At 42.6% G+C, this 12,510-nt stretch carries 13 protein-coding genes and 1 riboswitch; of the genes, 8 read left to right on the top strand and 5 right to left on the bottom strand.

The window, feature by feature from the left end; genetic code table 11:
* Window positions 1-173 precede the first annotated feature (173 nt).
* A riboswitch (Lysine riboswitch) is annotated at window positions 174-370 on the top strand.
* Window positions 371-507: 137 nt separating this feature from the next.
* From dapA to CWB80_RS20075, 5 genes are all read left to right on the top strand, one after another.
* Window positions 508-1,392, top strand: coding sequence for a 4-hydroxy-tetrahydrodipicolinate synthase (gene dapA, locus CWB80_RS20095; RefSeq protein ID WP_138602467.1), 885 nt, complete (start codon window positions 508-510; stop codon window positions 1,390-1,392).
* A 14-nt stretch (window positions 1,393-1,406) separates the two neighbouring features.
* A complete protein-coding gene (locus tag CWB80_RS20090; protein ID WP_054552405.1) occupies window positions 1,407-2,147 on the top strand; it encodes a 2,3,4,5-tetrahydropyridine-2,6-dicarboxylate N-succinyltransferase in 741 nt (246 codons plus the stop codon).
* Window positions 2,147-3,352: a PLP-dependent decarboxylase gene (locus CWB80_RS20085; RefSeq protein ID WP_138602469.1), complete on the top strand. Its 1,206-nt coding sequence runs from the start codon at window positions 2,147-2,149 to the stop codon at window positions 3,350-3,352. Before CWB80_RS20090 ends, CWB80_RS20085 begins: the two co-directional genes overlap by 1 nt.
* 5 nt (window positions 3,353-3,357) lie before the next feature.
* The gene (locus CWB80_RS20080; RefSeq protein ID WP_138602471.1) at window positions 3,358-4,476 is read left to right on the top strand and encodes a succinylglutamate desuccinylase/aspartoacylase family protein; all 1,119 of its coding nucleotides are present in this window, start codon (window positions 3,358-3,360) and stop codon (window positions 4,474-4,476) included.
* Window positions 4,477-4,662: 186 nt separating this feature from the next.
* Window positions 4,663-5,700 (top strand): phospholipase A, encoded by a 1,038-nt coding sequence (locus tag CWB80_RS20075; RefSeq protein WP_138602473.1) that lies wholly within the window; start codon window positions 4,663-4,665, stop codon window positions 5,698-5,700.
* A gap of 66 nt (window positions 5,701-5,766) precedes the next feature.
* Here the strand turns inward: CWB80_RS20075 and CWB80_RS20070 are convergent, their stop codons facing one another.
* On the bottom strand, window positions 5,767-6,660 hold the full coding sequence (locus tag CWB80_RS20070; RefSeq protein ID WP_054552401.1) for a bifunctional GNAT family N-acetyltransferase/hotdog fold thioesterase: 894 nt from the start codon (window positions 6,658-6,660) through the stop codon (window positions 5,767-5,769).
* 228 nt (window positions 6,661-6,888) lie between these two features.
* Here CWB80_RS20070 and CWB80_RS20065 point away from each other — a divergent pair, with 228 nt between their 5' ends.
* The gene (locus CWB80_RS20065) at window positions 6,889-7,578 is read left to right on the top strand and encodes a spermidine synthase (RefSeq protein WP_138602475.1); all 690 of its coding nucleotides are present in this window, start codon (window positions 6,889-6,891) and stop codon (window positions 7,576-7,578) included.
* Between the two features lie 169 nt (window positions 7,579-7,747).
* Here the strand turns inward: CWB80_RS20065 and dtd are convergent, their stop codons facing one another.
* Genes dtd through CWB80_RS20050 form a run of 3 tightly spaced genes read right to left on the bottom strand, consistent with a single transcriptional unit; the run spans window position 7,748 to window position 10,024 of the window.
* Window positions 7,748-8,185: a D-aminoacyl-tRNA deacylase gene (gene dtd, locus CWB80_RS20060; protein WP_130167197.1), complete on the bottom strand. Its 438-nt coding sequence runs from the start codon at window positions 8,183-8,185 to the stop codon at window positions 7,748-7,750.
* Complete coding sequence (locus CWB80_RS20055) at window positions 8,173-9,126, bottom strand: alpha/beta fold hydrolase (RefSeq protein ID WP_138602669.1); 954 nt, start codon at window positions 9,124-9,126, stop codon at window positions 8,173-8,175. The genes dtd and CWB80_RS20055 overlap by 13 nt, the downstream gene beginning before the upstream one ends.
* 25 nt (window positions 9,127-9,151) lie before the next feature.
* The gene (locus tag CWB80_RS20050) at window positions 9,152-10,024 is read right to left on the bottom strand and encodes a virulence factor BrkB family protein (protein WP_054552397.1); all 873 of its coding nucleotides are present in this window, start codon (window positions 10,022-10,024) and stop codon (window positions 9,152-9,154) included.
* 86 nt (window positions 10,025-10,110) lie between these two features.
* Here CWB80_RS20050 and CWB80_RS20045 point away from each other — a divergent pair, with 86 nt between their 5' ends.
* Together CWB80_RS20045 and CWB80_RS20040 are read left to right on the top strand one after the other, a co-directional pair.
* A complete protein-coding gene (locus CWB80_RS20045) occupies window positions 10,111-10,767 on the top strand; it encodes a DUF2959 domain-containing protein (RefSeq protein ID WP_054552396.1) in 657 nt (218 codons plus the stop codon).
* Between the two features lie 132 nt (window positions 10,768-10,899).
* The gene (locus CWB80_RS20040) at window positions 10,900-11,991 is read left to right on the top strand and encodes an MBL fold metallo-hydrolase (RefSeq protein ID WP_138602667.1); all 1,092 of its coding nucleotides are present in this window, start codon (window positions 10,900-10,902) and stop codon (window positions 11,989-11,991) included.
* 15 nt (window positions 11,992-12,006) lie between these two features.
* Here CWB80_RS20040 and CWB80_RS20035 read toward each other — a convergent pair whose 3' ends face one another.
* Window positions 12,007-12,432 (bottom strand): BLUF domain-containing protein, encoded by a 426-nt coding sequence (locus tag CWB80_RS20035; RefSeq protein ID WP_054552394.1) that lies wholly within the window; start codon window positions 12,430-12,432, stop codon window positions 12,007-12,009.
* Between the last annotated feature and the right edge of the window lie 78 nt (window positions 12,433-12,510).

Here is a 12,510-nt window from a genome sequence, read left to right as displayed (position 1 = left end):
ATTGATTTGGTTAGCGCTAAGTGTACGTAAAAACACGGTTATACGTAACCATGTTGCAAATTCGGTCACTAAAAAACAAATTCCTCGCCTTGACACCTAGACGGCTAAAATGCTTTAATCGCTGCAAATACCCTATTTAAGTATGTTGGCTTTAACCTTTAAAGCGAGCATAAAGGGCTGGAAGAGGTGCGTTATTCAGGTAGCGTATGGGAAGAGCACAGACTCTGTTGATCATACGTGAGGGGAATTAACGCCGAGAAGTAACACCGTTTGTGAGGTGCTTATTTCGGGCGACTGGGCTGAATCCCAGCGACTGTCACCAACAATAGCAAAGTGCTATTGATTAGTTTGGTGGAGAGCTTCTGGTCTTAGTATAATAAGGCCGTCGCGTCTTTATTATTTTAAGCCCATTCGCTCTTCGAATTATACCTTGTTCGAACGACGACATGCGGCTCCATTCAAATGTTCCCGCATAAACTCTTCGAATACCTTATAAGTTCGTGAGAGATGATCAACAATTTTGATTTAAACGACTATCCATTATGGACAGCGCTTGTCACGCCATTTTCTGAATCTGGCGAGGTCGATTACACGGCCCTTGAACAACTGGTCGCTGAGCAGCAAGATGCAAATAACGGCATTTTATTACTTGGCAGTACCGGTGAAGGACTGGCGCTTTCACTCAAAGAGCAACAAGCCATCGTTGAGCATGTTTGCCAATTAGCACCGAGTGTACCACTCATGGTTGCTGTGGGCGGCATGAACCTCAAGCAACAAGTTGCTTGGGTTGAATACTGCAACCAACTACCTATTCATGGCTATCTATTGGGCTCACCTCTGTATGCAAAACCTGGGGTAGTTGGCCAAACACATTGGTTTGAAAGCCTTCTTGATGCAAGTAATCACCCATGTATGCTGTATAACGTACCTGGACGCAGTGCAGTTGAGATTTCACCGCAGGTGATCAAAAACCTTGCTGACCACAAAAATCTTTGGGCTTTAAAAGAAGCCAGTGGCGACATTAGCAAATTTGAAGGCTTTAGAACGGCATCGCCAACACTGGCCATATTTAGTGGCGATGATGCTCTTATGCCGTATTTTGCTCAAGCAGGAGCAAAAGGTTTAGTTTCGGTTGCCGCGAATGCTTGGCCGAGTCAAACCCATGAGTTTGTTAAACGCAGTTTAAGTGGTCAATACCCAAATCTATTCACCGATTGGTCGCAAGCGATTCAAAGTTTATTCGCTGTGGCAAATCCAATCCCCGTAAAAGTACTGATGCACCTGCAAGGTAAAATAAATACCCCGCATTTACGTCCGCCGCTTACGCATTTAGAGCTTGAGCAAACAGACAGCATCACCCACGCAAACAACACAATTTTATCTTGGAACTAAAAACAGGTTTTATCATGAGCTGGTTAGAATTATTAAACAACTTAGAATCAGGCGCAGTTCGCGCGGCAACACAGGACGAGAACGGCAACTGGCACGCCAATGTTGAAGTTAAACAAGGCATTTTAGAAGCCTTTAAAAATGGCACAAACACTGAGTTCCCGGGTGGTTTTGTTGATAAGCACAACTTAGCTCCACAAGGCTTTGCAGCCGATGCTGGCGTGCGTATGGTACCAGGTGGTAGCAGTGTTCGTCGTGGCGCACACGTTGCTAAAGGCACCATTATCATGCCACCAGCATATGTAAATATTGGCGCGTTCATCGACGAAGGCACGATGGTCGACAGCCACGCATTAGTGGGTTCATGCGCACAAGTGGGTAAAAATGTTCATCTAAGTGCAGCAGTACAATTAGGTGGTGTGCTTGAGCCAATTGGTGCCAGCCCTGTGGTTATTGAAGATGACGCATTCATCGGTGCAGGCTGCGTTATTGTTGAAGGTGTGGTTGTGAAAAAAGGTGCTGTACTTGCGCCGGGTGTACGTTTATCGGCAACCATTCCTGTTTACGATTGCGTTAATGAGCGCCAGCTAGACAAAGGTGAAGCCATCCCAGAAAACGCGATTGTGATCCCAGGCTCTCGCCCAGCTTCAAATGCATGGGCTCGTGAACAAGGTCTTAGCATGTCGTGTGCATTGATCGTGAAATACCGTGATGAACAAAGCGATGCATCATTACTGTTAGAAGAGGTTTTACGTTAATGAGCTTTTTGAGCACGCATATCAAGCAAGCGGTTGAGCAAGTTTCAGCGCATCTTGATACGCCATTTTTTATCTATGATTTAGATAAATTAACTGCACATTTAAATCAACTGACTGCGCAAACCGATGTGAAACTTTGGTATGCCGTTAAGGCCAACCCGTTGTCTCGCATTATTCAATGTTTAGACAGCGCAGGATTTAACTTTGATGTTGCAAGTAAAGGTGAACTTGAGCAAGTACTTGCCCAAGGCATCGATAGCGAGCGCGTGCTCAACACTGGGCCTGCAAAGAGCCCTAAACAAATTTCACATTTTATTGCTCGCGGCGTACGTACTTTTGTCGCCGAGAGCATTAACCAAGTGCGCTGGTTAAACGAACAAGCAACAAAAGCAAATTGTCAGCTGCAAGTTCTATTGCGTGTTCAACTTCGTTGGCCAGACAGCGAAAAGAATCCACTTGGCGGCGATAGTCTTACTCCTTTTGGTTTGGGCTGCGATGAGTGGCAAGCACTCACTGCAAGTGATTACCCTGCTCTTAGCTTTGATGGTCTGCATATTTTCCAATGGGGCAATATGCTGAGCACTGACAAGCTCGCCGAGCTATGGCGCGCGATGATTGCGCCACTGCAACAGCTAGCACGCTCATTAAACATTAATCTTAATATTCTCGATTTAGGGGGTGGCTTAGGCATTCCTTATACTCAAAGTGCTAACCGACTCGATTGGTCTGCACTTATTGAGACTTTGGCTAGCATTAAAGCAGATGCCGGTGTCAAAGAGCTTTGGATGGAACTTGGCCGCTATGCGGTGGGCGAATGCGGCCATTACGCAACGCCAGTTGTTGAGCGTAAAGTAAATTACAATCAACAGCAGGTGATTTTATCAGGCGGTATTAACCATTTACTTCGCCCAGCTGTGACAAGCCAAGATTTCCCTGCGGCCTTACTTCGCGAATCGACGGCTGAGCCTGCGGCAATGACTTTATACGGCCCGCTTTGCACCGCCCTTGATTGCTTAGGTGAACACCAATTAGCGAGCGATTTAAATGAGCAAGACTGGTTGGTATTCAGCCAATGTGGCGCGTATGGCTTTACCGAAAGTATGCCGTACTTTTTATGCCACGAATTAGCGGCTGAATACATCCTTGAACAAGGCAATATTGAGTGCATTCGTAGCGCTGAAGATGCCAGTTATTATTTAAGGTAATCGCCATGAGTAAAGAATTAATCAGCCAAGAGAATATTGTGGTTGGCGAGATTGCCAACGGCCTACCTCTGACAATCCCAGTGTATCGCTTAAAAGGGGATGGCACAGGCCCAAACGTGTATATACAAGCCAATATGCACGGCGCTGAAGTACAAGGTAATGCAGTAATTTATCAATTGCTTGAGCAGCTAAAATCACTCAAGCTGCGTGGCGATATTACCCTAGTGCCTTATGCCAACCCTATTGGTTGCAATCAAAAATCAGGTGAGTTTACTTTAGGTCGCTTCGATCCAATTACGGGCACCAACTGGAACCGCATGTACCGCTTTAATAAAGCGTTACCGTCACAGATTGCTGAACAGCACAAAGACTGTGATGATGCGACCCTTAAAGCGGCGTTTAAACAGGCACTCGTAGCTGACATCGATAGTCAATTAACAGGCCCTGATTACAGCCTAACAACGGGTAAGCGTATTGCCCTTAACTTGCAAAAGCTTGCCCATCAGGCAGATATTGTTTTAGACCTTCACACTGGGCCTATCTCGAGTAAGCACTTATATTGCCCTGAATACGCCAAAGACAGCGCAAGCTACTTCAACATCGAGCATGTGTTACTGATCCCAAGTGATTTTGATGGCGCGATGGATGAAGCGAGTTTCTGCCCATGGTGGTCACTGTCTGAAGAGCTTGCCAAACAAGGCCGTGAATTTGCTGTTCAAGTCGAAGCATTCACTGTTGAACTTGGTAGCCAAGAAAAAATCGATTTAAGTGCGGCACTTGAAGATGCAAATAGCATTTTAAGTTACCTCAATCAAAAAGAGGTATTAGTTGATGCTGCGTATCATCCTAAAGCGATGACACGCTATGCCTGCATGCTTGAAGATTATGTAGCTTACTATGCACCTATGGGTGGCATGGTTGAATACCTTGCCCCACTGGGCGGCCATATTAAAGCTGGTGAGCCTATCGCCCATATTTTAAGAATGGAGCGCTACCTTTCTGAGCAGCCGCTACAAACATTAAGTTTTGATAAAGACGCCATTGCTATTTTGCATTTTGCTTCAGCAAGCGTGAATCAAGGTACCGAACTTTATAAGTTTTTTACCAATGTATTTGAGCTATAAGCTCATCCCTTCTCATTGCGTGAGAGTCAACGGCTTATGCTCTTAGGCCGTTACAGCAGGGCTCCAAGCTTAGCTTGGGGCTCTCTATTTACCTAAAATTTCAACAATTCAGTACAAGTTCACGGTTACTTATGTAAAAATCGTTATAATTATACCTACTTACAAGTCTACTGAAAGGGAACTGCAATGGGATGGCGCATTTGGCTGGCAGCCGCTGGCTTATTTTCTGTACCTGTATTTGCTCAAACTGAACAACCACAAACTAACGAACAAGATGATGCACTAGAACTCGTAAAGCAGTGTATTTTGAACGAAGCTATTGGCGGTGACGGCAAGCAAACACTCGAAGAACTTCGTAAAAAGTGCTCTGATTTAGATGAAAGCAAAAAGCTCACCGCTTTAGACAAACGTAAAGCGCGTGAAGAAGTGAGCAAGAAAAACCGTAATGTGATCACCCCACATAAGCGTAACTATATTTTACCGCTTTCTTACGTATCTAATCCGAATGAGCGCCCTTTTGATGGCCTAAAAGACCTCGCTGAAGAAGTCGATGGCGAGCCACTTGATAATCTTGAAGTAAAATATCAATTATCAATCAAAGTGCCTATCTTCGAAGGCTTCTCAGATAAAGACCAAGGCGTATTTTTTGCATTTACCATGCAATCGTTTTGGCAGTTTTATAACAAAGATATTTCATCGCCGTTTCGTGAAACAAACTACGAACCAGAGATCTTCTGGGTGAACTACCTTGATCCTGAGCATGTGCTTTGGGGCGATGAAATGGCGATTGCAATTGGTGCTTCACATCAATCTAATGGCCGCAGCCAGCCTAATTCACGTTCGTGGAACCGTATTTATGCTGACTTCTTATGGGAAAAAGATGGCTTTGTATTTAGCTTTAAGCCTTGGTACCGCATTCCTGAAGATAAAAAAGATGATGAACTAGAAGCTAAAGGTGATGACAACCCTGATATCTACAAATACATGGGTTACTTTGAATTCTCGGGTGCATACCGTTACAACGAGCATGAGTTTAGCTTTATGACCCGTAATAACTTAAATTCAGATAACCGCGGCGCAATCCAACTAGACTGGTCTTTCCCTCTTTGGGGCCGATTACGTGGCTACGCACAATACTTCAATGGTTATGGCGAGAGCTTGATTGATTACAACGCTGATATTGAACGTTTTGGTGTGGGTATTCTGTTAACTGACTTGCTTTAATTGTTATGTTAACTGACTTGCTTTAACTTAAAGAGCGAGCTTTAGTTAGCTCGCTCTGAATATTCGTTATTTTTTAACGATGAAGTGACCTTCAAATTCTGCTACTAGCACATCACCATCGTATACATTCACTGGCACATGGTAGCTTGCTTTGCCATTGTCCTCTAGCTCCGCCAACTTGCCTTTACAGCCAGCCAACTCAACACTCCCGCGAGGATCGTTATTCAGTGGTTTAAGGTATTTAATGTTGGCATCTGCTAACACGATATTCCCTTCAAGGCCAGCTTCTTTAAGCGCTAGGTAAGTTGCGCCCCAGCCTGTTAAGGTCGCTAAACTATAAATCGAGCCGGCAAACATAGTGTTATGAAGATTTAAGTTCGCATCTAGATCAGCGCGCGTAGTAAACTGCCAATCGGTGTAGCTTTCTACTTTAATTCCCATTGCATCACTGATAGGGATCGACTCACGCCACGTATTTTGTAGTACTTGTGTCCAGTTTGGATGACGGAACCAACCCGGCTCAGAGGGTTTTTGTTTTACCATTTTCCAATGCTGTACATCGTCATAGGCAAGGTGTGCTTTTTCCTTTAATTCGTAGCCATGACGCTTATAAAAATCAAGGGCTCGCTCACGAGCAAACAATACCAGTTCATCTGCATCTTGAGTCCATGCGATTTTTTCTAATTCATGTAATAAACGGCTACCAATATGCTGGTTACGATTACCTTCAGCAACCGCCATATAACGAACTTGCGCTTGCTGATGATTATTAAAATGCAGGCGAGCTACGCCTAATACTTCGCCATCATTATTTTTGATAAAGCGGTGCTCTGCGTCTTGCTCTAAGTCATCTTGTTCAGAACCGCGCGGCTCGCCCCAGGGTGCTCTTAAAACCTGCCAACGTAATGAATAGTACGCTTGCCAATCTTCGCTGCTTTGCGGGGTGGTCACTTTAAACATAAAAACTCCTGTGATAATTCAGCCACGGGTCTGTTGTTTTTCTGTCGTGGCCTTTGCAATGCGAATTACGATACGCGATCTTCTATCAAGTTGGAATAATACTTTGGTGACCCAGCCTAAATTATTATTCATGGCTGTAAAAACTAATGCACAATTGCACTTTATGCTTACTGGTCTATGCTGAAATAATTGTCTAATTATTATAATAACACGCTAAAGGCCCGAAATATGGAACATTTTCTTGAACCCAGTGGCGCAGTAAAACATAGTTTTATTGAGGACTGTCACCGATTAGGGCAGCTCATTTATTGGCATAAACAAGGCAATTACAGTATTCAAGTTAGGCAACTTAACCAATTACGCTGGTTACTGATCAACGAAACCCTGCAATCGGTCATTGAAAAACGCCGACCTGCCAGATTACTTTTCCCTCATTTACAATACCTTGCAAAGCTTTGGCAAGACTTAGAGGAACCGAAAAAGATTTTAGAATTAGGCCTAGGCGGTGGTGCTATTCGTAACTACTTACAGCACACCTACCCTGATAGCCAACTGACATCGGTTGATAAAAACCCCGACATAATTCACTGCTATAAACGTTACTTTGGTGGCGACCATGCCAATAACCTGCACTGTTTTGATGCGCAGCAAGTATTAGAGCAAAACAACGAATACAATTGGATCATCTTAGATTTATTCAGTGAGGTAGATGCACCATTATTTTTATACAAGCACCTGTTTTACACCAAACTAAGAGCAGCGATGGCAAAAGATGGCTTGTTGTTCATTAATTTTTTATCCAATCACCCATCGCAACTAAAACAACTTGAGCACCTGCTAATCACCGAGTTTGGCAAGCGCCCAAGCATTGTAAAAATCCCCGACTACGTGAATCATATCGTGATGATCAAAAAATAAAAATACTTATACCAATCCGCTTAATTAAGTAGTCTATTTTGAGGCAATAAAACCTCGTTGATAACAAGGCAAAAATTTCGTTATTTAGTTGTTCTAAATGAGAAATTTTTAACGCAGTTAGCGACAGGTTTAATCCCTCAAAATGATTAAGTATTATTGCGGGTTGGTATTACACAGATAAATTAAAAGTAACTGGACCATCGTTACATAGGCTTACTTGCATATCAGCACCAAATTGCCCTGTAGCCACTGTTAAGCCTGCTTTTTTAGCCTCTGCAATAAAATACTCATAGAGCGTATTGGCTTGCTCTGGCGTGCCAGCACTTGAAAAGCTTGGACGCATGCCCTTTTTAGTGTCGGCTGCTAAGGTAAACTGCGAAACCACTAAAAGCTCACCTTTGATATCATTCAAACTTAAGTTCATCTTTCCTTGTTCATCGGTAAAAATGCGGTAATTGCTGACTTTGTGTAAAAGCTTCTGGGCGCTTTGCTCGGTATCCTGTTTTTCAACACCTAATAGCAGCAAAATACCTTGTGAAATTTCACCCACTACTTCGCCTGCCACTTCTACTTTTGCTTGTTTTACTCTTTGAATTAAGCCTTGCATTGATCCCTCGATAACTTGATATACATTAAATCTGCGGCACGTCGCATTGCCGCCAAATATACCTGATTATCGCTGCTGTGCCCAATGCCATCTAAAATCAATAATTGTGCATTTAACTGTTCAGCAAGCTGCTGTACGGCACTATATCGACAGATCAAATCGGCGCGGCCATGAATAAACCAAATCGGTAAATGAGTCAGTAAATGTGCATTTTCTGCGATAAAGCCTTCTTCAATGAAACAGCGATGACGAAAGTAATGCACCATTAACTTTGCTTGATTTAACCCGACATGGGGCTCCTGTAAACTCCAGTTTGTCAAAGGCTCACCATGACATAGCACCTGCTCCCAATGACACCATAACTTGGCAAATTTACTGGCTTTAATTTGATCATCATTGTTTAGTTGCTGCTGATAAAAGTCGAGTAAGGCACGCCAATCAGTGTAATCATGTGCAAATTCATTAAAGCACTCAGGGTAAAAATGCGCGCCGGCTCCTTTTGTTGTGTAAAGCCACTCGAAGTCACTGTTACATGCTAAAAAGCTAGCCCGTAAAATAAGCCCTGCAACATGCTCTTGGTGATGAATAGCATAGACAAGTGCCAAAGTGGCACCCCATGACTCACCACACACCAGCCACTTTTCAATACCCAGTTGCTGGCGTAAATACTCGAGATCGGCAACTAATTCTGAGGTGGTATTGGTTGAACTATCATGGGGTGTTGAGTGACCGCAACCGCGCTGACTGAACATGATCACTCGAAAACGTTCTAAGTCGAAAAAGCGGCAATTTTCAGGGCATAGACCCGCACCAGGACCGCCATGGCATAACACCACAGCAATCCCTGTAGACGCACCATATTCTTGCACATGGATTTGATGACCATCGCCAACACTTAAGTGATAATCACGGTTGGCAACATATTGTGGATGTAACTGCACCTCGCTCTCCTTAGGTGCAGTGAATTTAAACCTCTATATCAGGCGTGTCCTCGATATTCTCAGGGCTGATACATACAGTAAATTCTGCACCGAGTAATACGACAATCCACGACAAATACACCCATACAAATAAAATAGGGATTGTCGCCAACGCCCCATAAATAACTTCGTATGATGGGAAGTGGCTGATGTACAAAGCAAAGCCTTTTTTTGTCAGCTCAAACAACATAGCTGCAAACAAAGCGCCCGGAATTGCCGCTCTAAATGGAACTCGTGTGTTAGGAACTAAAGTATAGAGCATAATGAAGCCAATCATTGAAATTATGTAAGGTAATAACTTCAATAAAAAGCCGCTAAAGCCGGGGATACCTTGATCGGCAAACGACACTAACGACACGATGTATGAAGTAACACCAATACTAGCCCCTAATAATACAGGGCCTAGACTAAGCACCATCCAATAAACGGCAAACGAAATCATCATTGGACGCTTTTTCTTAATACGCCAAATTCGATTTAATGTAGCATCGACATTGCGAATAAGTAACAAAGATACCGCCGCTAAAAAACCCACACCAACGGCAGTCATTTTATTCGCATTACCGGCAAAAGCGCTGATATGCTCTTTAATTACATCTGTAGAGGTCGGCACAAGATTAGTAAACAAGAAGTTTTCTATGGTCACTAACGTGCTTTCGAATCCTGGAAAAGCAGAAAAAATAGCCACACCAACCGCCACTAAAGGCACGATTGATAATAAGGTTACATAAGCCAAATAACCCGCATTGACTGTGATTTGATCGTCAATACAACGATTGAGATACTGCATCCACCAAGCAGGTTGTTGTTTTAAGAAAATGCTTATTTGCAGCTTATACCGACTGAGCTTCTCGTCCATAGAATCTAATTTCTGCTAAAATGTTTTGATAATCATAGCAATCCACCACATAATTTGAAATGACAGGTACCTAAAAAGGATTCTCAATGAAAAAACTGACACTTTTAAGTGCACCACTATTTGCAGTTACAATGGCATTATCGGGCTGCCAGTCAGCTTATTACTCAGCCATGGAGTCTGTCGGTGTACATAAACGCGACATTTTAGTGGACCGCGTAGAAGAAACAAAAGAAGCACAGCAAGAGTCACAAGAAGAGTTTCAATCAGCACTAGACAGATTAACCACGCTGATCAACTTTGATGGTGGTGAGCTACAAGATGCCTACAATCAACTGAATGATGATTACGAGTCGAGCTTAGCTGCAGCGAACGACGTTACAAACAATATCAATAAAGTAGAAGATGTAGCTGAGGCACTGTTTGATGAATGGGCCGACGAGCTAGAACAATACAAAAGCGCCTCACTAAAACGTGAAAGCAGCAAAAAGCTCAACGCAACTAAGCGCCAATTTGATCAACTACTTCGCTCAATGCGCAGTGCAGAAAGCAAAATGGAGCCGGTATTATCATCACTTCATGACAACGTTTTGTACTTAAAACATAACCTAAACGCACAAGCTGTTACAGCTATCAAAGGTGAGTTCACAAATCTTAAACGCGATATTAAAGTGTTAATGGACGACATGAACAAATCAATTGAAGACTCGAATAAGTTCATTGAGCAAATGAATAAAGCGGGCTAATCAGCTCAAGCTATTAATATCTAAGCCTACTTAAACGTAGGCTTTTTTGTGTAACCTCTTGTTACTTTTTAATGATTTATCTTAATTTTTATTTTGCTAAACTCACGGCAAAGAATAAAAAGTAAGCATAGTATGCATTTAAAAACACTCTCAACACTTATTGCAGCAGCACTTATAAGCGCATGTAGCAACTCAAATACAGTGAATGTTATTGCCGGTGAAGGCACTATAACCCCATTAAAAACTGAAGGTGACTTCGAAGGTCGCTACCACAACCTTTATCCGGGTGATAAAGAATACCCAACAACCTGTACAGACAATTGCTATGAACCATCAGAGCTACTTATATGTGATGACAGCAATTCTCAGTGCCAATATCAAGCAGAACAAATAGTTCCAGCAACAAATACAGGGTTTATAGTCCGTTGGTTAGGTCATGCAGGCTTTTATATTCAATCACCAAATGGTGAACAACTGTTGTTTGACCCTGTTAAAGATCAGTTTGACTCACCCGTAGACTTGGCCTTTAAACTTGCTGGTGGCAGTTATCGTAAGCCCGGATTTTGGCCTACTAAGTCAGAGCTCGAAGGTTTAAACGCGGTAATGTACTCACACATTCACTATGACCATTTTAATAAAGCAGATATCGAAGAAATTGGTAATGCTCCCCGCTATTTAGTGCCACTAGGCTTTGCAGATAATTTTCCGACTGGTGGCTTTAATATTTCAGAGATGGCGTGGTATGCAAGTACACAAATTAATGACCTAACGATTCATTCGGTGCCGGCCCATCATTTTAGCAGTCGCATTATGGTGCCTTTCATTTACGACGACCACAATAAAGACTTATGGAATGGTTGGTTACTTGAGCAAAATGGTAAGACCTTGTTTTTTGCTGGTGATACCGGTTACTCAAAACACTTTCAAGATATTAAGCAAAAATACGGCGAGATTGATGTGTGCTTAATGCCAATTGCTTCCTACTACCATGAAGAAGATGGTAAGTGGTATCGTTATGTTCATACTACACCTGAAGATGCATTAAACGCGGCAGAAGAGTTAAGCTGTAAAGTGATGATCCCATGGGGTTACGGCAACTCAAGCTGGCAAATGGGTGACCATTCAAGTCATTCGGCATTACTTAGGTTGTTAAATATGCAAAAGCAGATGAACAGCCAAGTTCCGGTTTATATAATGAACGAAGGAGAGCAAATCTCGCTTTAAAGGTACGGGCTAATATTAAATAACTTTATCCAGCATGGAGTCTCGCAAAGCAAGCATCAATTTGTGAGCACTTCCTGCTGACATTGCTAATGGATTAAAATCGCTAGTACCTGAGTATTTAATATTTAATGGCGTTGTTAATTTTGAATATGGTATGTACCCCATCGACCATTTTTCGAATTCCCGCTCTGCAATTTCGCAATAGTTCAGCATGATAATGTTGCGATGCCTTTTATCATTCAAAATACGATGATACGTTGCATTCACTGCTTTTCGCGATCCTTCAAGACACTGCATAAAATGAGTACTATTAAAACAAAGTAGCCCTGTTACATTACATTCAGCATTTTTCTTTTTCGCCTTTTCGAGAATATCCTCAATATCATTAGGCCCAAACCCATCGCTAATTTCACTTGTATAAATCAGTCTAACTAAATACATCTTACTCTCCTGCAAGTTGGATTTAGAAAAGATAGTACAGATGGGGGAGTTAGTAAAAAGTGGTTAGTGGTTAGTGGT

This window comes from Pseudoalteromonas sp. S1650 (assembly GCF_005887195.1).
GTDB classification, from domain to species: domain Bacteria; phylum Pseudomonadota; class Gammaproteobacteria; order Enterobacterales; family Alteromonadaceae; genus Pseudoalteromonas; species Pseudoalteromonas simplex.
Note: the sequence above shows the minus strand (reverse complement) of the source record. Positions and strands in the feature narration are given on the sequence as shown.

Coding starts and splice junctions, on each gene's coding strand:
- CWB80_RS20075 (WP_138602473.1), top strand. CDS start 4,663: ATGGGATGGCGCATTTGGCTGGCAGCCGCTGGCTTATTTTCTGTACCT.
- CWB80_RS20085 (WP_138602469.1), top strand. CDS start 2,147: ATGAGCTTTTTGAGCACGCATATCAAGCAAGCGGTTGAGCAAGTTTCA.
- CWB80_RS20080 (WP_138602471.1), top strand. CDS start 3,358: ATGAGTAAAGAATTAATCAGCCAAGAGAATATTGTGGTTGGCGAGATT.
- CWB80_RS20070 (WP_054552401.1), bottom strand. CDS start 6,660: ATGTTTAAAGTGACCACCCCGCAAAGCAGCGAAGATTGGCAAGCGTAC.
- CWB80_RS20090 (WP_054552405.1), top strand. CDS start 1,407: ATGAGCTGGTTAGAATTATTAAACAACTTAGAATCAGGCGCAGTTCGC.
- CWB80_RS20035 (WP_054552394.1), bottom strand. CDS start 12,432: ATGTATTTAGTTAGACTGATTTATACAAGTGAAATTAGCGATGGGTTT.
- CWB80_RS20050 (WP_054552397.1), bottom strand. CDS start 10,024: ATGGACGAGAAGCTCAGTCGGTATAAGCTGCAAATAAGCATTTTCTTA.
- CWB80_RS20040 (WP_138602667.1), top strand. CDS start 10,900: ATGCATTTAAAAACACTCTCAACACTTATTGCAGCAGCACTTATAAGC.
- dtd (WP_130167197.1), bottom strand. CDS start 8,185: ATGCAAGGCTTAATTCAAAGAGTAAAACAAGCAAAAGTAGAAGTGGCA.
- CWB80_RS20045 (WP_054552396.1), top strand. CDS start 10,111: ATGAAAAAACTGACACTTTTAAGTGCACCACTATTTGCAGTTACAATG.
- dapA (WP_138602467.1), top strand. CDS start 508: ATGATCAACAATTTTGATTTAAACGACTATCCATTATGGACAGCGCTT.
- CWB80_RS20065 (WP_138602475.1), top strand. CDS start 6,889: ATGGAACATTTTCTTGAACCCAGTGGCGCAGTAAAACATAGTTTTATT.